This is a genomic window from Brevibacillus sp. SIMBA_040 (assembly GCF_046535075.1).
Classification (GTDB): domain Bacteria; phylum Bacillota; class Bacilli; order Brevibacillales; family Brevibacillaceae; genus Brevibacillus.
Map to the genome: position 1 here is coordinate 95,952 of NZ_JAWRXI010000004.1, position 19,013 is coordinate 114,964.

At 48.5% G+C, this 19,013-nt stretch carries 16 protein-coding genes and 1 other annotated feature; of the genes, 1 reads left to right on the forward strand and 15 read right to left on the reverse strand.

All coding sequences use genetic code 11. The annotated features are described in order from the left end of the window. Nucleotides 1-92: 92 nt before the first annotated feature. From murC to SB752_RS08425, 6 genes are all read right to left on the reverse strand, one after another. Nucleotides 93-1,475, reverse strand: a complete 1,383-nt coding sequence (gene murC / locus SB752_RS08400) for a UDP-N-acetylmuramate--L-alanine ligase (protein WP_410715223.1) — start codon at nucleotides 1,473-1,475, stop codon at nucleotides 93-95. A gap of 1 nt (nucleotide 1,476) precedes the next feature. Continuing rightward, on the reverse strand, nucleotides 1,477-2,847 hold the full coding sequence (locus SB752_RS08405; RefSeq protein ID WP_410715224.1) for a bifunctional folylpolyglutamate synthase/dihydrofolate synthase: 1,371 nt from the start codon (nucleotides 2,845-2,847) through the stop codon (nucleotides 1,477-1,479). A gap of 43 nt (nucleotides 2,848-2,890) precedes the next feature. Then, a complete protein-coding gene (locus tag SB752_RS08410; protein WP_410715225.1) occupies nucleotides 2,891-5,563 on the reverse strand; it encodes a valine--tRNA ligase in 2,673 nt (890 codons plus the stop codon). 40 nt (nucleotides 5,564-5,603) lie between these two features. Then, nucleotides 5,604-5,841: a binding site (T-box leader), on the reverse strand. Nucleotides 5,842-5,908: 67 nt separating this feature from the next. Beyond that, nucleotides 5,909-6,232: an STAS domain-containing protein gene (locus SB752_RS08415; protein WP_410715226.1), complete on the reverse strand. Its 324-nt coding sequence runs from the start codon at nucleotides 6,230-6,232 to the stop codon at nucleotides 5,909-5,911. 111 nt (nucleotides 6,233-6,343) lie between these two features. After that, nucleotides 6,344-7,582: an ATP-binding protein gene (locus SB752_RS08420; protein ID WP_410715227.1), complete on the reverse strand. Its 1,239-nt coding sequence runs from the start codon at nucleotides 7,580-7,582 to the stop codon at nucleotides 6,344-6,346. Nucleotides 7,583-7,657: 75 nt separating this feature from the next. After that, nucleotides 7,658-9,751, reverse strand: a complete 2,094-nt coding sequence (locus SB752_RS08425; protein ID WP_410715228.1) for a PP2C family protein-serine/threonine phosphatase — start codon at nucleotides 9,749-9,751, stop codon at nucleotides 7,658-7,660. Between the two features lie 157 nt (nucleotides 9,752-9,908). On the opposite strand from SB752_RS08425, the gene SB752_RS08430 reads away from it, so the two are divergent. Then, the gene (locus SB752_RS08430) at nucleotides 9,909-10,091 is read left to right on the forward strand and encodes a hypothetical protein (RefSeq protein ID WP_103108255.1); all 183 of its coding nucleotides are present in this window, start codon (nucleotides 9,909-9,911) and stop codon (nucleotides 10,089-10,091) included. 38 nt (nucleotides 10,092-10,129) lie between these two features. Here SB752_RS08430 and SB752_RS08435 read toward each other — a convergent pair whose 3' ends face one another. The 9 genes from SB752_RS08435 to SB752_RS08475 all read right to left on the reverse strand — a co-directional run bounded on the left by SB752_RS08435 (nucleotide 10,130) and on the right by SB752_RS08475 (nucleotide 18,984). Beyond that, nucleotides 10,130-11,125, reverse strand: a complete 996-nt coding sequence (locus SB752_RS08435; RefSeq protein ID WP_410715229.1) for a hypothetical protein — start codon at nucleotides 11,123-11,125, stop codon at nucleotides 10,130-10,132. Then, entirely contained in the window at nucleotides 11,112-12,110 is a 999-nt protein-coding gene (locus SB752_RS08440) for a phosphotransferase (RefSeq protein WP_410715230.1), read from the reverse strand. The genes SB752_RS08435 and SB752_RS08440 overlap by 14 nt, the downstream gene beginning before the upstream one ends. A 13-nt stretch (nucleotides 12,111-12,123) precedes the next feature. Further along, nucleotides 12,124-13,623: a LysM peptidoglycan-binding domain-containing protein gene (locus SB752_RS08445; RefSeq protein ID WP_410715231.1), complete on the reverse strand. Its 1,500-nt coding sequence runs from the start codon at nucleotides 13,621-13,623 to the stop codon at nucleotides 12,124-12,126. A gap of 89 nt (nucleotides 13,624-13,712) precedes the next feature. Beyond that, a complete protein-coding gene (hemY, locus tag SB752_RS08450; protein ID WP_410715232.1) occupies nucleotides 13,713-15,122 on the reverse strand; it encodes a protoporphyrinogen oxidase in 1,410 nt (469 codons plus the stop codon). Between the two features lie 13 nt (nucleotides 15,123-15,135). Further along, nucleotides 15,136-16,068, reverse strand: coding sequence for a ferrochelatase (hemH, locus tag SB752_RS08455; RefSeq protein WP_410715233.1), 933 nt, complete (start codon nucleotides 16,066-16,068; stop codon nucleotides 15,136-15,138). A gap of 19 nt (nucleotides 16,069-16,087) precedes the next feature. Beyond that, entirely contained in the window at nucleotides 16,088-17,125 is a 1,038-nt protein-coding gene (gene hemE / locus SB752_RS08460; protein WP_410715234.1) for a uroporphyrinogen decarboxylase, read from the reverse strand. A gap of 141 nt (nucleotides 17,126-17,266) precedes the next feature. Beyond that, a complete protein-coding gene (locus tag SB752_RS08465; protein ID WP_410715235.1) occupies nucleotides 17,267-18,115 on the reverse strand; it encodes a DUF4097 family beta strand repeat-containing protein in 849 nt (282 codons plus the stop codon). A gap of 1 nt (nucleotide 18,116) precedes the next feature. Next, on the reverse strand, nucleotides 18,117-18,668 hold the full coding sequence (locus tag SB752_RS08470) for an HAAS signaling domain-containing protein (protein WP_410715236.1): 552 nt from the start codon (nucleotides 18,666-18,668) through the stop codon (nucleotides 18,117-18,119). Then, complete coding sequence (locus SB752_RS08475; RefSeq protein WP_049737886.1) at nucleotides 18,655-18,984, reverse strand: PadR family transcriptional regulator; 330 nt, start codon at nucleotides 18,982-18,984, stop codon at nucleotides 18,655-18,657. Before SB752_RS08475 ends, SB752_RS08470 begins: the two co-directional genes overlap by 14 nt. Between the last annotated feature and the right edge of the window lie 29 nt (nucleotides 18,985-19,013).

Genomic DNA, 19,013 nt, shown 5'->3' on the forward strand with positions numbered 1-19,013 from the left:
TTATTATAACACTAACTATTAGTATCTGGTACTAATTTTATTTTAAAAAAGACCTGAACCAAACGGTCCAAGTCTTCATATGCTACGTACGCTTATTTTTCCAGCTTTTCTGCAAGCCAATAAGCCGATTTCCAAATATCTCCTGCCCCCATCGTCAATACGAGGTCACCAGGCTGCAAATCTTTGAAAACCTGCTCCTGCATCTGCTCTTTTGTCGGGATGTATTGTGCGCGCGGATGGCTATTGATCCGGATTTTTTCCACCAATGCCTCAGAGGTGACTCCCTCAATCTTTGGTTCCCCAGCAGGCGAATAAATGTCTGTGACAATCACCTCATCTGCTTCCCCAAAAGCACGACTGAACTCATCCATGAGGAAGAATGTGCGAGTATAGCGCTGAGGCTGGAAGACAGCAATGACTCTTCTACCAGAAGCTCTTGCCCCGCTTAGCGTCGCAATGATTTCTGTCGGATGGTGAGCGTAGTCATCCACGACCAGAATATCACGTGCTTCACCAATAATCTGGAAGCGTCTTTTCGCTCCACGGAAGGTAGTCAGTGCAGCTGCAATCTGCTCAAATGACAAGCCGGTATCCAGACAAACGATAATTGCGGCGAGTGCATTCGCGATATTGTGATTGCCAGGTACAGTGAGCGTCAACTCTCCCAACAGCTGATCCTTGTGATAGATCTTGCAGGTGCTGCAACGGTCGCCGCACTGAATTTCTTCCGCACGGAAATCTGCCCCCCCACTGATCACCGGGTCAATCGAATACGAAATAACAGTCTCTGTTACCGAAGGAAGCACTTCCCGCACATGCGAATCATCGATGCACAAGACCGCTTTTCCTCCTGGCTTTAAATGACTGAGAAACTTTACGTACGCCTGCTTCAAATTGTTAAAATCACCGTCGAAATGCTCCAGATGATCCGGTTCAATACTGGTTACAATCTCATACATCGGTCTGTATTCCAGGAATGAACCGTCGCTTTCATCTGCCTCTGCAATGACATAATCACTTGTTCCTGCCTTTGCATTGGTTCCAGCATTCATCAGCTCTCCGCCGATAATAAAGGTCGGGTCAACTCCGCACTCTTCCATTACATGCGAAATCATAGAAGTGGTCGTGGTTTTGCCGTGCGCTCCTGCTACCGCCACACCTGTCCGTTCGTTTAAAATGCGGGCGAGCATCTGCGAGCGATGCATGACCACAATCCCTTTTGCCTCAGCAGCAACTACCTCGGGATTGTCTTTGGGAATGCTGGTGGAGTATACGATGATGTCTGCTCCCTCCACGTGGGCAGCATGATGGCCGATATGAACGACCGCCCCTCTTGCTTCCAGCTTTTTCGCCAAATCGTTCATGGCGACATCAGAGCCGGTTACCTTGTATCCAAGGTCGATCAAGACGCGGGCAATGGCACTCATGCCATATCCGCCTATGCCCACAAAGTGGACGTGCCTAGCCTGATCCACCCTATTCACCTGCCTCTTCTACTGTAGTGGGAAAGAATGCGCGCACTTGGGCGATGAAGTAGAGCGAGCCGCAGACAACTAAGCAGTCATCTGATTTCGCTGCTTGCTTCTCCTTCGTCCAAGCAAGTAGAAATGCTCGCCAGTCAGGAACGGTATCGAGATGCTTCTCTTCCCATCCGCCTGATTGAAATGCATCGTGCAGCGCTGTAGCTTCAGCTGCACGTGGAAAGTCGAACGTCGTCACATGAATAGTCTCAATGCGAGATCTGAGCGGTGCGAGCGTTTCTGCCATTTTCACAAGCGGCTTATCCGAAAGCCCTGAAAAGAGCAGATGCAAGCGCTTGCCCTGTGGCAACAAACGATCCAAACTGCTTACGAGCGCTTCCATCCCCTCTTGGTTGTGTGCCCCGTCCAAGAGTACCAAAGGTCTTGGGGAGACTACTTCTAGACGACCAGGCCAGCGCGTTTGTTGCAAACCTCGAAACAATTCCTCCTCTTCCAGCAAAAAAGAGAAATAGTTGCGCAAAACATCGATGGTCATCAGAGCTACCGAAGCGTTATGTGTCTGATGACTTCCGTTCATAGTCAAACGGTAGGAGGACTCATGGCGCCGGTGAATACTGTGATAACGAAACTGTTGTTCACCCAGCTGTTCCGACATCTGTTCTCCATGAAAATCCTTACCGAATTGATAGAGTGTACTACGTGTCTGATTGGCACGCTTCTGGAAAACCGCGAGTACTTCAGGTCTGGTCTCTCCTGTTACGACAGGCACGCCAGGCTTGATAATCCCTGCCTTTTCCCAAGCGATGTCTACCAGATTGTCACCCAAAACATGTGTATGATCGAGTCCAATGTTGGTAATGACGGAAACGAGCGGGATGACGACGTTTGTAGAATCCAAACGTCCGCCAAGTCCCGTTTCCCATACGACTACCGCAGGTCTTGCCACTCTTGCATAATACAGAATGGCAATCAGCGTAATCACCTCAAACTCTGTAGGCGATCCAAACTCTGTTTCCTGTTCGCAGCGATTCACCAGGGCCTTTACCTCGTTCACCAACTGCAGCAGGTCTTCCTCTGGAATCATATTCCCATTAAAACGAATACGCTCCCGAAAATCGATCATATAGGGAGAAGTAAACGTACCAACACTGTAGCCAGCTTCCATCAGCATCTGCGTAAGATATGCGCAGGTAGAGCCTTTACCATTCGTGCCTGCTACATGGATGAACGGCACTCTACGCTCGGGGTGCCCCAGTTCTTCCAACACCCATTGCATTCTTTCCAGCCCTGGCCGTTGACCAAAAGCTAGTAGGCCATGCAACCAGTCAAGCGCTTGTGTATATTCGACAAATTCTTCTGCATGCATACCACAATGCTCCATTCTCAAAAATATGCGGTTAGCTAAAGGATCATTCGCCCTTCAATTCAGCAAGTCTTGCAATCACTTTATCCCGCTTTTCCATGTAGTCGGCCATTTTGGCTTTTTCTTCTGCAACCACTTTTTCTGGTGCCTTTGCCATAAAGCCTGCATTGTTTAGCTTCTTTTCGATCCGCTCTACTTCGCCGTGCAAGCCGGACAGTTCTTTTTCCAAACGCTTCAGCTCTTGATCCAAATCAAGCAATCCAGCCAATGGCAAGAACAGCTCTGCTCCGGTCACAACAGCAGACATTGCCTTATCTGGCGTCGCTAGCTGCTGATTGATTTCCAGTCTCTCCGGATTACAGAAACGAGCAATATACTCTTCACCACGCGTCAGACGCTCTGCTGCAGTCGCGTCGCTTGGCTTGATCAGAAGCTCGATCTTTTTGGACATCGGTACGTTTACTTCTGCACGGATGTTACGTACGTTGCGGATAACTTCCATGAGTAGAGACATTTCGCTCTCTGCCTCAGCAAATACCCAATTTTCGTTTACAACTGGCCAAGGAGCTACCGTAATGCTCTCTCCTTGGTGCGGCAATGCCTGCCAAATTTCCTCTGTCATAAACGGCATGAACGGATGCAGAAGCTTGAGAGTCTGATCGAGCACCGTTACGAGCACGGATTGCGTTGTCTTTTTCGCTGCTGCATCTGTACCGTACAGTGGCAGCTTCGCCATCTCGATGTACCAGTCGCACAGATCATCCCAGATAAAGTTGTATAGGACACGGCCTACTTCTCCGAATTCAAAGGCATCAGAGAGGCGTGTTACATCCGCAATCGTTCTTTGCAGGCGGGACAGAATCCACTTGTCTGGTGTAGACAGCTCTCCGCTCAGATCAATATCGTCGTAGCTGAAGTCAGTCAGGTTCATCAAAGCAAAACGGGACGCATTCCAGATCTTGTTGGCAAAGTTGCGGTTTGCCTCAACCTTTTCCCAATAGAAGCGTTGGTCGTTACCAGGTGAGTTACCCGTTGCCAATGTGAAGCGCAGCGCGTCAGCACCGTATTTTTCAATCACTTCCATCGGATCGACACCGTTGCCGAGCGACTTGGACATTTTGCGTCCTTCCGAGTCGCGGATGATACCATGGATCAAAACGGTCTCAAACGGGTTTTTTCCAGTAAATTCCAACCCACTAAACATCATACGTGCAACCCAGAAGAAGATGATATCGTAACCTGTTACGAGTACGTTTGTTGGATAGAAGTACTTCATGTCTTCGGATTCTTCCGGCCAGCCAAGCGTAGAGAATGGCCACAAGCCCGAAGAGAACCATGTATCGAGAACGTCATTGTCTTGCGTGAGCTGGTGGCTGTGGCAGCTTGGGCACTCTGTCACGTCATCACGTGATACGATGGTTTCCCCACAATCGGAGCAATACCATGCAGGAATGCGATGTCCCCACCAAAGCTGACGCGAAATGCACCAGTCGCGAATATTTTCGATCCAGCGCAAATAATTTGTTTTGAAGCGCTCTGGTACAAATTTAACACTGTCTTCACTCGCAGCGTTCTCCAGCGCCTTATCTGCGAGCGGCTGCATTTTTACGAACCATTGCGTAGACAAATACGGCTCAACTACTGCATCGCTGCGTTCGCTGTGTCCAACCTGGTGAATGTGCTCCTCCACCTTGAACATGATGCCTTGTTCGGTGAGGTCCTTGATGATTTGTTTACGGCAGGCAAAACGATCAAGACCTTTGTAAATACCTGCTTCGTCGTTCATCGTACCTGTTTCATCCATAACAACGATTTGCGGCAGTTGATGGCGCAGACCGAGCTCAAAGTCGTTAGGATCATGTGCTGGCGTAATTTTTACAGCACCTGAACCAAATTCAGGATCAACATAGTCATCAGCCACAATTGGAATTTCACGTCCAACTACCGGCAAAATAACGGTTTTCCCAATCAAATGCTTGTAGCGCTCGTCTTCTGGATGGACAGCTACGGCTGTATCCCCCAGCATCGTCTCTGGACGTGTCGTAGCCACTTCGATATGTCCACTTCCATCAGCCAGCGGGTAGCGCATGTGGTGCATAGCACCTTTTACTTCTTTGTAAATAACCTCGATATCGGACAAGGCTGTGCGCGCTGCCGGGTCCCAGTTGATGATGCGGTTGCCGCGGTAGATCAGACCTTTTTCATAGAGGCGAACGAAAACCTCACGTACTGCACGAGACAAGCCCTCATCCATCGTAAAGCGCTCACGGGAATAATCCAGAGCCAGACCTAGCTTTTCCCACTGCTCACGGATGTGTGAAGCGTAAATATGCTTCCATTCCCATATCTTTTCCACGAATTTTTCGCGTCCAAGATCATGACGGGAGATGCCTTCCTCACGCAGAGTTGCTTCTACGCGAGCCTGTGTAGCGATACCCGCGTGGTCCATCCCTGGTAAAAACAACGTGCTATATCCTTGCATCCGCTTGGTACGGGTGATGATATCTTGGAGTGTCGTATCCAGTGCGTGCCCCAGATGGAGCTTCCCTGTGACGTTCGGAGGCGGGATCACAATGGTGTAGGGCTTTTTATTCGGGTCGCGGTGTGCTTTAAAAAACTCTTTTTGAATCCAGTACGGATACCATTTGTTCTCTGCTGCCTTTGGATCATAATTTTTCGGCAGCAGCTGGTCAATGTCTTGTGTTGGCTGTGTTGACATATGTGACTCCTCCTTGAAAAAAATAAAAAAAACCCCTCATCCAAAGGACGAAAGGATTATTTCGCGGTACCACCTTTGTTAACAAGCATCGCGCAAATCGACCATGCATGTTCCCTCTGACAAGATAACGGTTGCGATCCGTTTCCAGCTACTTTATTACCTTCACTGGAATAACTCCCGGGCGACCTTCAGTCATTTTTCCCTAGAGAATCTCGCAGCAACTGATTCTCCTCTCTGCTAAGGCATCCTGACCTACTCTTCCCGATCATCGTTGATTAGATATGTAATTGACAATTAGCTCTACGTTATTATATACAATCAGCCCGTTATGCGTCAAACCCGGTTTCACCCGGTTTTTTCGGCCTTGCAAACGCTGATGCCCAGTGCATCGGTAAAGCCAAGTACACTTAGTATGTCCAGTATTTCTTCGCGAACATTAACAATTTCCACTTGTTTGCCCAAAGCAAGCAATTCTTTCGTTGTAAAAAAAAGACTGCCAATACCGGAAGAATCTACGAAGGATACACCTTGAAAATCGACAGTAACGGTTTGATTTCGCCCTCCATACTGTTGGATCAATTCACCTACTTGATCACCGACAGCCATGTCCAACTCTCCGGCGAAAAACAACGTAGCCTGCCCGTTTGTCTCTGTTGCTCGGTAGTCCATGCTCTAACTCCTCTCAAAAGGTATCGGTACTACTGACGACTTCCTTCTCTATGTACTATAGTACCCGCTCTCACTCATTTACAAACATTTGACACATTCTTGAAATTCCCTTTATGTGGCAATGACACATTCCAAAATCAATTTGGTGCCTGCCAGCGAGCTACCAAGATACACCCGATCACAATATTGCAGCATCACCTGAAACCCTGCCCCAAGGGAATGCCGTGTAGAAAATCCGTGCTGCAGCGTCACGCGCGGCAAATCCTCCAAAACGATTCCTTGACCTGTGTCGTGAATAACAGCTCTGCACAAGGTTTTGTCTGTTGAAATGTGCAAGGTGATTGTTCCCCCACTGCCATGCTTAAGCGTATTAGAGGCTGCCTCATTGACCGCTACCATAAACTGCAGTAATCGTTTATCAGAAAGACCGACCGGTTCTAATGCACGTTTAAAAGAACGTCGCAGCTCTGCCAGTTGCTCAGGTGCCCGTAAATCCATTGCCAGAGACTTATGACCTTCCCGTAGCAAGAAAAACAATTCCTCGTCACTTAACAGAAGAAGCTTTTCTTTGGTAACGACCGCCAAAATGTCCCTGTAGATTTCCCATTCCCGCTGCTTGCGTTTACGCTCTTCCAGAATCGCCGCCGTAACATCGATGAGCGCAATTCCACAGCTTTGATCAGGCAGTAGAGATGCATATAATTCAAACACCTTTTGCCCATCAGAGGACATGATTTGTTCTCTCACAGATGCACCAGCACCCGCAGCGGACTCCACCAAGCGCCTCATCTCACGCTCAATATCACGATCTGCACGGCTAGAACCGATAGAACGCAAGCTTCCATTATCGTAGAGATACAGAAAGATTGTCTCGATCCGCCGCAAGATCGATAGCTTTTGCAGCTCTTGCTTGATCAAACGTCCACGTTTATCATCCCGTTCTTTCCAATCTGATATAACGTCGATCGGGTTCAACTCGTCACTCATGTGCCAATTATGAAATTCATCGAGCAGAAGCCGTTCCAAAACTTCCTCTCGACGCAATACTTTTTCTATATCAATGACGTAGTAGGGTACACCGGCAATTCCTCGAAGTCCACCGCCAATAATCCGGAAATCTGCTGCCAGCTCTACCTCCATACGTCCATGCAAAGAATGCTCTTTACTGTACAACCCGATTGCCGTCCGACTCACTGCATGCAGCTGCGCTACCGTTGTCTCCATCGTCGCAAGATTGGTTACCTGTACCGACCTAGGTGGAAGTACTTTTTGCGCAGACCCCCCTGAGCGCAGAGCATCCAGGCAATTACGACAATCAGGATTGTCCGGACACTGCTCACACAGAATCACGGTTCATCCTCCTGTTCATTGGCGTTTTTTTGCTGGATTACTATTTTGTATCATAACATTCCGTTAGCTATTGGACTATATCGGAGGTGCAGACTGAAAGTGAAGGATCAGCACAGACATATCATCCAATTGCTTTTCTCTTCGCGTCATTCCCCATACATGCGATTCGACCCGATCGATAACCTCATCATTTGTGCTTTCAGTCTCGTCCAATAAAGCAGATAATTCCACCAGCCATTGCTGCAAGCAACGAAATGCATCTTTTCTTCCCGTGTTGACCAATCCATCTGTATAAATGAGGAGAATGGCCTCCTCTTTTAAGAGTACTTCCTCAAGCGGATAAGTGCTATCAGGCAAAAGCCCCAGTCCGACACCTCCACTGCAATTCAGGACGGATTGTCTGCTTTTGGAGAGATACAGTGGTTGAGGATGACCTGCACGACTGAGAAGCAATTTATGCTCATAGCTGTCATAGACGGTAACCATCATCGTGATGAAAGATCGGGTCTTCGATAAATTTTCGTACAGCAGCTGATTCAGTCTTTCAAGGATCTCGTCTGGGGACCAGCTCGTCTGCAAAACAGCTCTTGCTGCACTTGAGATGCCCGTTGCTAGTAAGCTAGCCGGCAATCCGTGACCTGACACATCGGCCACGATAAAACAAACATATCGATCATCAATCCGAATATAATCAACATAATCGCCGCCAACATAAGTAATCGGTGCATAGACAGTACGAGCTCTGAGGCCTTTGATAATCCATTCTTCTTTAGGAATGAGCATCGATTGAATGCGTCTGGCGAGCCCCATTTCTGTTTCCATCACCCCAAGCTCCAGCGCTTGATGCTCATGCAGGCAGCGCAGGATGAGCCCTCTCACATTTACCAGCAGCACTTGAAAAAAGGATTGCTCCAGCTCTGCATGCCCTTGATCAGCTACCGATATTTGCGCAACTAGGCAAACATACCTCGGGATCAAAGCGGTATCCCGCTGTTCTGAAACAATCATCCGCTGGTTGACCATATGCGGGTTGCCTGCATTATCTATTGTTCCACGCTCCAGGCGGTAGTAGACCTCTCCGCTCTCCGACACCAGAGATAGCTGCAAAAAAGTGAGCGTATCCATTTTGGCAAACCACGTATCTACCAGCTCTTCTATCACCTGCTGAAGCGACTCATAGTTAACTTCCCGCAGGCTCTGCTCATTGCTTGCCAGAAGTAGGTATTCATAATTTTGCTTGAGACCTAGAACCCGGGACAATTGCTCGTTCTGCAACTGAATTTGTTCCAATTGATTCTCATATTTTTGCTCGAGAAGACTGGCTGCGACTAATGTCTCATTCATCAAATTACGATTTTCACGACTTGTCAGATAGACGCGAACCAGTCCAAACAAGATACCCGCTCCAAGCCCTACTCTTCCATAAAAAGGGATATCTGGTATGGCGACTAGCATTCCTAGGATCGAAAGTAGTATGATCTGCACCATAATCGCATCCTGCTTCCCGAGCTTCTGTCTTTCAAACAAATAACGATACTCGGTGTGGGCTATATAAACCGTTCGCTGTTCGCCAAGCCTATCATGAGCGAAAAACAAGCATCCAAACGTAATCAGTACGCACCAGATCATGACAAAGGGCGGAACCATCGGTGTCATCATCATAACTGCGATAAACATGATCGTTGACAAGAGCAGTCTTCCTCGTTTTAACCGAGCCGCTCCCTGCAATTGCCGGATGAGGAGAAGCAGACTGATTGCCGGCAACAGCAAGTAAAATCCACCTTGCCAATAGATCATCCTGGGTGTATGCCTATTTTCATGGTTGGTAAGATCATGAAAAATAACCAGCAGCAAGAAAGTGACAATCAAAGCAAGCGTGTCTAGAACCATTTTCCACCGCTCATAGGTAGCATGTGAAGCGAGTGGAAATACGTGCAGTGACCTGAGAAATAAAACATACGTAAGCAAAGAAATAGGCAGGCTCAACTTCTGGATCCACCATACAGATGATAGTGCCAGCAAACTACCGGTGCACCAAGCAATGAGTCCGATTCCTTGCAAAAAAGAAACGTTTTCCCACCGTTTCGCTCCATTCCATTTTTTCGATAAGAGAGCGATATAAACACCGCAACCGCTCCCCAATCCGTATAACAGCACTTCCCAGATCATTTGTATCACCTTTATATATAAGTCCTGGCCTATCTGCCCATTTACCTTCCCTTTTGCACGTGCCTTCAAACCTTTCCAAAAGAAATGTCACGACACCCACTGACGTTATAGGCACTGTCCTAGGTTGCTACGCATAGACTGAAATGAGGTGATCTAAATGAATTTCCGTTGGAAGTACAATCCCACTTATTTGCGCATCAAATATGGCTGCAAACAAGTGCTGCTACCATTAATTGGATTTCAATTTGTAAGAACCATCCTTTTTCCCACTTCCTTTGATGTCGTATTGCTTGGACTTCTCGCCGTAGTGTACGTTGCCATCGTCTTGGAATGGTTATGAACAAAAAAACAACGCCCCACGCGGTGAGACGTTGCTATCTAAAAAGCTTGCTGGACCCAGCGATGCAGGCGCATCAAGCGGTCCATATTTTTTTCAAACCGTTTCACTGCGTATAGCTCACTCCACTCTCGACGATTGTTGTAATATATGTCCGTATCCCGCATGATTCGCTCCGGATAGGAGAGGAATGCTGCGAGTAGCTCGATCTCTTCGGGACGCAAAGGAAAGATTGCCGCATAACGGTGAAACAATTGAGATGCACCGACCTCATCCCCTGCCATCTGAAAGTAAGTCCGATAAAACAAGGTCAGATCGCGAATCGGTGTATCGAAGCCAGCACGCTCAAAGTTAAGCAGCTTTCCTTTGCCCGATCGATCCGGCACGATGTGGGCGGGATGCGGATAACCGTGTACCAGAGCCAACCGAAAATGGGCGTGCGTCTCATGCCTCTCTCTCCAATCGATTAAGAGGGCGGTAGCCGACTCCGCCATTTCCGCAATGAATGCCTTATTTGCTAGAAACACAAGGTCAAACGGCGATTGATATGGACGCTCTTGTGCGACTTCTCCTGCTTTCTCCATTTGGTTTTGCCAGTACTGCCACCGATTCAATAAAGAGTCGATCAACGGCTCCACTTGTCTGGGGTCATCAAATTTGTAGTTTTGGGTTAGGTGATGCATTTCGGCCAATCGCTCCAGCATGGGCGTCGCCCATGCCAACGGCTCATTCGCCCACTGCTCGCTGCCTGGCTGCCAAGCTGTCAAATAATAGGCTTGATTTCCGATTTCAATGTATGGATCATCAAACTTCGTATAAAGAAAGGGTACAGCCCCATCCCATCCACGATGCTGCAATTCACGGAGCACATCACTTACAAACAGCAGACGTTGGCCGGAAGCCTTTGATCGCTTGCAAACGTACGAGCCATATGGAGTTGCTGCTTTAAATACATTCGGTTCTTTTATGACATCGATCGATTGTGCAAACATGTCATACTCCTGAAACAATGGAAAAATGTCATCAAAGCGGCTCATCTACTCCCTCACCCCTTGATCGCTCGGCCCGATCGGCAATATGACGCAGCAGTTGATCGACTGCCTGCTGGCTTTGCAAGGCCTGTTCAATACTCGCTGCTGACACCTCCTTATTGCGCGAGACTCGTTTTACATACGTCTCCACACTCTTCCAGACTTCTCGTGGCCTGGCCATGAAAGCAAGCATTAGCGTATAATCCGAGTATTGAAGCGGTTTGACTTCCTCATATCCGTCCAAAAAGGCATCAATCTGCCGTATGTCCATATGCATCAAATACATGTCTCGAAGATAATTTGCTACATCCCGTTGCTGAATGGAGAGTGTGGGGCGAAAAAACCCTCTCAAGTACAGCTTGCCATTCACGATCCCCCAGTTGTCGCGCAGCAAGTCCCGATGGGCGACAGTGACGGTGTCTGGCGCAATACTATCATGGGAAAGCATCATTGCCGATCGCTCCATCCGTTGCAGAAGCGGGGACATTAATTCGGCTACCCAGCGCTTTTCCCCCTTCTGCTTCCCGTAGGTCGCTCGATACGATTCGACTACAGCCTTGGCTTGTGCCCATTTTGATTCGGCATTCATCTGCTCTTGCTTTAAATAATCTGCACCGGCAAGTATAGGACTCTCCTGCTGTGACAGATGCATCATTCCCACAACACGGCCACTTTGTCTGGCAAATTCCTCTCCAGGCAAGCATGCTTCAATGTGTCTGAGATGATCTGTCATGGTCACTCCACGTTTGCCTACAATCAGAAACGGCTTGGCTTCCCGCGTTCGTATAAATCGTTCCAGCTCGCGGAACCCATGACGTGCCAAGCGTTCTCGCCATGCAAATGACCAGCGCATGACATCGACACGCGGCCAAACATGCAATTCTTTCGGACCGCGGTTTGTCTCAAGTAAATAGCAGTCATCGAGCGGCGTGACTCGAATCACGCGCGCTCGATAATGCTGACACACATCAGAAATGTCGATCTTGTCCACGGTCCCACACTCCTTACTGTGGAATGTACAGGATTTGCCCGGCGACAAGTTGCTCGGTAGCCAACCTGTTTACTTCCACGATCTTGGAAACCGGCAACGAATAGCGTTGAGCTATATGCTCCAGAGTTTCATCACGTTGAATAATGCACATTTTTAGCTGGCTGGAGCGTTCTTCCTTTCTTTTGACAAACGATGTGAGATTTTGCATTGCTTCAGTTGTCGTTGGCGCTGCGGAAGAAGCCATTCCTTTGCGGGATGAGCTGGATGACGATTCTGCTTCTTGTGCCAAAGCCTCCTGCTTCGCACGGCTTGCTTGGGAGAAGATCGAAGTTATGTTCACATTCCCCGGCTCTTCCCGCGAAGCTTTTCCTGATATAGCTACACGCAGTTCGACTTCCTCGTCCTCTTCCTGCTCGGCAATAACCGGCTCTGCCGCAATTTGCGCATCCTCATGGACCTCAGCTGCCTCCACCGAATCTACCACCTCAGCCACTTCGGCTACCGCTGGAGATTCATGCTGTTCACTGGCAACAGGTGTGTAATCGGGAGGTTCCTGTTCATGAATCGCGAGCACAGGCTCATCTTGCTCCTCTTCCTGGGACCTCACATCTGTCCATCGCTCATCATACTCTGCTTCGATTGCCTGGGTATTATAGGAAGCCGAATCATACGCTGCCGATTCATATGCCGTAGATTCTGCTCCCCACACCTCCTGTGACTCTCTATGGACTTCTTCCGTGACTTCACCATAGCTTTGTACCACATATTCGCCCTGATAGGACGTGGAGAGGGCAGGAGCGTCATACAAAGAAGGAGATTCAGCGGAGTCATATGAGGCTGGCATTGCCTGGCGCTCCATCTCGTTTTCCAGCTCGTTCAGCTTTTGTTCAATCTCGTCTAATGAAACGGGTTGAACCTCGTTTTCCTGTTCTTCAGATGCTACATGAGCAAATTCCCACGCTTCTTCCTGGCTTGCCTGGACCGTCTCTTCATTTTGATCATAGAACTGCGGATGCATCTGCTGCTCTGGCTCCTGTACTTGCGCTTGGGCTTGTTCTGCAAAAGCAATGCCCATAATCTTCAGCTCGGCATCAATAAGCATTTGATACGGTGATTCCAGCTTGTAATCAAAGCTGTCCACAATGGCATAAATGTCGCCGATTTCCGCGATTCTCTCCAACGGAATTGTGATGTTTAGCGGAATACGATGTCCAATCTGCTCCTCCCAGCCGTAAAAACCTTCCTCTGTAGCCTCTTGGCGAAACGGCGAAAACGTCATCGCTTCAACCAGAGTTTCCGTTCCGCCGCTATTTGCCTCCGCGGCCTCTCTGATTGGCTCGTACTTCCCGAATAATTGCAAACAACCGGTAATGGAGATGTAGGTTTCATTTTCCAATACCTCTACATCAGGAACCAATTCCAGCTCTTGCAATTCGCCTATTCCAGCTTTATCGGATGAGAGGAAAATGGTCTCCTTGATGGCAAACGAGAGCAGTCCATCCTGTAACGCCATTCGTGCTCCTCCTTTCAGGTGCAGGACATTTCCCTATACTATATGGACAGGACAAGTCGTTTAGCACCCGAAAAAGGAAAAACCGGGGTTTATCTCCCCGGTTCGACTGAAGCGATTAGTTCTGATACGGCTTTTTTTCCTTGATCAATACAATCCGGCACGCCGACACCACTGTACGAGGCGCCTGCAAGCAAGACCCCTGGCAAGCTCGACTGAATTTTACCCTTTACCTCCTGCACCCAATCCAGATGACCGACCACATACGGAATGGCATTCTGGAGGCGCGTTACTTTATAAAAATCCGGTTGCTTCGGAATGCTCATGATCTTGCGCAAATCGTGGAGCACTACCCCCAGCACCTCTTCATCCGTCTGCTGCATAAATGACTGCTCGCCTGCCTTGCCAACAAAGCTGCGCAGAAGCACTTTGTTCCCGGGTGTCGTATGCGGCCATTTTCGGTGTGCCCACGTGCATGCCGTAATTTTGGCCCCAGAATGACGGGGCACAATAAATCCGGTCCCTTCCATTCCTACATCGACCGCGCTCTCACCAAATGCCATGGCGATGGTTGCAACCATATGCGGTTTAGCCTGTGGCAAGGATGGTACAGATGCATAAGGACGCAAAAGTGGTTCTGCTACAGCATGCGGCACCGTAAACAGGACAGCATCTGTCTCGAGCTGCTGTCCATTTTTAAGAATGAGAGTGTAGCCGCCATTCTCTTTCGTCTGCAGCTCCTGGACACCTGTTCCTTTTAGTATGCTCGAAGCCGGCAAGCTTTTTTCGATTCCCTCCACCAGCGACTCCAAGCCATTTTTTAGCGTCAGAAAAATGCCCTTTGGCTTCCCTTGACCGCTTGATTGCGGACGGGAGTGCTTCATGGCCAGAATCAGGCTTCGATGTTGTTTTTCGAGCTGGGCGAATTGTGGAAAACTCGCGAGCAGACTGAGCTTGTCGATGTCACCTGAATAGACGCCAGAGAGAAGCGGTTGAATCAGGTTCTCAATAACCTCATCCCCCAAACGACGACGAAAAAAATCACCGACGGAGATGTCTCCATTCCCTTCAGTTGCAGGAAGAATCAGATCGGCTGCAGCACGAATTTTACCAGTCCATGATATCAGGTCCGTGCTCACAAACGGCATGAGTCTTGTAGGAACGCCCATCACCGCCCCCTCAGGGATAGCTACGAGCTTGTCCTTGTGCCAAATGTACGCTTGACCTGTGCTGTTGCGGACCAAATCATCCTTGAGACCTAGATCGGTTGCCAGCTGCGCCGCACTTGTTTTTCGCTCCAAAAAAGAGTCTGGCCCTTGCTCGATGACAAAGCCTTCGTGCCGCCACGTCTTGATCTTTCCTCCCAGACGATCCTGCTCCTCAATCAACTGAAACCGAATCGGAAGACCTTTTGCCTCGATCTCCCGTTGTAAGTAAAAAGCGGCGGTCAATCCGGTGATACCGCCGCCAACAATCGTAATATGGTAGGTTTTCTCATTCATCTGATTCGATCCCCTAGTTCGCCAGCTTCTTCTCGACAGCATCAGCCAGACAGGAGATAAAGGCAGGTCTGGCATTTGGCATCGGAGGGCGATAGTAATGGACGCCCAGCTCATCCGTCACTGCTTTGCATTCCATATCATTATCGTATAGGACCTCTAAATGCTCAGCAATAAAACCGACCGGGCAATAGACATAGGCTCTGTAGCCATGCTTGGCATGAAGCTCTCTGGTCAAATCCTGCACATCGGGTCCGATCCACGGCTCTGGTGTATTTCCGGCACTTTGCCAGCCAATTGCGAAATGAGCAATACCCGTCTCTTCCGCAATCAGCTTTGCCGTTTCCTCCAGCTGCGTCGGGTATGGATCACCTGACTTCAGAATTTTTTCAGGCAGGCTATGCGCAGAAAAAATAACAACAGCGTGCTCACGATCCTCTGCGGACATCGAAGCAAACGTATCCTGGATCGCTTTGACCCAATACGAGATGAAGCCTGGCTCTTTGTACCAGCTTTCAATGCTGTGGATGAGCGGGCCATTCACGGATTCCGAATGCTCCTTGGCGCGGCCATTGTATTCCTTGACACTATAGCTAGAGTAATGTGGCGCAAGCACTAAACTGATTGCTTCTGTGATCCCGTCTTTTTTCATCTGATCGACTGCATCCTCGACAAACGGAGCGATGTGCTTGAGTCCCAAATAACAGACAAACTCGCGATCAGGGTAACGCTCATTCATTTCCCGCTCCAACGCGCTTACCTGCTCGTCCGTAATTTCGGCAAAACGATTCACTCCACCTACTGCTTCGTAGCGCTCAGTCAAATCATCCAACAGTTCCTGTGGAGGCTTGCGTCCTCTACGAATGTGAGTATAATAAGGCTCGATCTCTTCACGACTTCGCGGCGTGCCGTACGCCATCAACAAGAGCCCTGTCTTTTGCTTGGACATTTTTCTTGCACCTCCGAAATTACGCGTTGGACTTGTAGCTGTGGATGAACGAGGTAAGCTTTTGCAGCGTTTCTACCCTTGCATCCGGGAATACCCCATGACCGAGGTTGAAAATGAAGCCTGGCTGCTTCGTTCCTTCGTCCAAAATCTCTTTTGCTTTGGATTCGAGCTTTTCCCATGGAGCGAGCAGCAAAGTCGGGTCGAGGTTTCCTTGCAACGTTTTGGTTACGCCCATTTCTCTTGCTGTCGTAATGGATGTGCGCCAATCCAGTCCGACTACATCTACAGGTAAACGGTTCCAGTCCATGAGCAAATGGCCAGCGCCGATTCCGAAATAGATCGTCGGTACATCTGTTTCCTTCAAAGCATTGAAAATGCGGGTCATGACTGGCGTGATAAACTCGCGGTAGTCTTCATCATTGAGTGCCCCTACCCAAGAATCAAACACCTGTACAGCCTGTGCCCCTGCTTTAATCTGGGCTTTCAGATACGTAATCGTCATGTCACCCAGTTTATCCATCAGCGCTTGCCATGCTTCAGGTTCGGTATACATAAACGCTTTTGTCTTGTGATAATGCTTGGAAGGTCCACCCTCAATCAAGTAGCTCGCGAGGGTAAACGGTGCACCAGCAAAACCGATCAGTGGAACAGAAAGCGTCTCACGCAAGATTTTGATCGATTCCAAAATGTACGGAACATGTGTCTCCGGGTCCAGATCATCCAGCTTTTGTACATCAGCCAAGGATTCGATCGGATTCGCGATGACTGGGCCAATGCCAGACTCGATATTAACGTCCACGCCAATTGGCTTTAATGGTGTCATGATATCCGCGAACAGAATCGCTGCATCCACGCCAAGCTGTTCAACAGGCAGGCGAGTTACTTCCGCGCAAACTTCTGGTATGTAATTCATTTCAAAAAAGCTATGCTTCGCGCGGATAGCACGGTACTCCGGTTGATAGCGACCGGCTTGGCGCATGTACCACACCGGCACATGTTCCGTTGCTTCCCCTCTACACGCTTTCAAAAAAGTATCGTTAAATGGTTTTGCGGTCATGAAATAAACCTCTCCTTGCACAATAATCTTTCCCAATAATTATGATACCATTGGCCCCTCCCCTAAAACGGGCCCTATTGTGTCAAAATCTTTTCGTTTCTTTAGTTTCCAATCCTAACCATCAGTCTTTCCAAACTTCTCCTATTGAATGCGGATATCACCTGTAGTTGACCGGACATTCACAGCTGGGCCGCCAGAGCCGATGGAGCCATTTACCTTGTTTTCGCTTTTCTGCTCATAAGAAAGTGACTTCCATGAAGTCTTGATAGAGCCGGTTTCTGTCGACAAATCGAGACTCGCTGCCACTGGCTCTTTATCGACCTTAATACGAATATCACCGGTTTCACTTGCAATGGAAACATCATGTACAAGCTCAGGGAGTAGTAGTGAATCAATCTCACCGGTAGTCGTTTGAATCTGCACGGTAGAGCGAATTCCAGAAAGCTTCATATCACCCGTATCCGTTTGAATATCCAGCGAATCTCCCGTAAAACCATCCAGCTCTACATCTCCCGTGCTGGATACAATATTCGTCTTCTTTACACTCAGCTTTGTCGCTTTAATATCACCTGTCGCCGTGCTCAGGTCTAATTTTTCATACTCTTTCTCAGGCAATGACAACTCTACTTGAAGCTTGCCATTCACCGGTAAGAACAGATTGACATGAAACTTTTCTTGGACGTCTACTTTAAGTGTACCATCTGACAGCACTGAACTTGTAAACTGTATACGCTCCCTCTGCTGGTCGCTCGCTTCACCAATTAGTCGCACACTGGCGGTGGACGATTGACTTGGGGTGATGACCACATCCGCCATGCCTGTAGCGATTTCGAGTGACGTAAACGGCTCCTGAATGGTTCGCACTTCATCCACTTGAGCTAATGAAAAAGAAAAATAGTCCTGTTTTGTAAACATCCAAACGAGTCCTGAAGCACCTAGCAAAAACAGCAGCAAACTGATTCCAAAAATCTTTTTTCCCCAATGTTTCATCTTATTTCCCCCTGATTAGCTGCACATTGAATTGGAGGTACCGTATAAATTGACGGTATAGCCACTTTGTCAGACGCAGCAAACCCACTCCAAGCATGCCACCAAGCCCCAAAGAAGTCAGACTGCCAAACAGGAGTAACAAACGTTCATGTGAGGGAGCAGGAACCCCGTATTGCAGGTAGATCCCGAACGGAGCAACCAGCAAAGAAACCGAAATGGCATAGCATGCCATGAGTATACCCATTAGCGCCATAAACGGTCCGAGCACAAAAACCACATTGAAAAACCCTAGACTGATGGTTGCAATAACCGCCCTTGTCATGTTGCCGACGCTTACATTGGATTCGGCCTGGTCAATGCGGTAACCAGCCAACAGCTCTTTCGCCAGCAATCTGGGATTGCCCAAGCTCTCAGCAATCTCGTGCTCACTTTTTCCCTGCTTGACTCCCATAAGGAAATGCTCGGTATAGTCAGCTAAAATGTCTAGCCGTTCCTTGTCGGGCAAGCCACCAAGCAGAGCACCCAATTCATCCATAAACTCACGCCTCGTCATACCCGAGCCCCTCCTTAATGATCTGATTGACACCGCGATTGAAAATTCGCCATTCCAAAATCAGATCGTTCATATATCGGCGTCCTTGCTCAGTTAACTGGTAATACTTGCGTGGTGGTCCTTCTTGCGATTCTTTCAGGTAAGTTGTAAAAAAGCCTTCCTGAGTCAAGCGTCGGAGTAAGGGGTAAACGGTACCTTCGGCGATATGAAACTTCTCCGAAATACTATCAACTAATTCATAACCATAGCGGTCATGGTTTGCTGCCAGAACGAGCACACACAGCTCCAGCACACCTTTTTTAAACTGAACATTCAAATTGCATCACCCATGTAAAAGCTTACCAA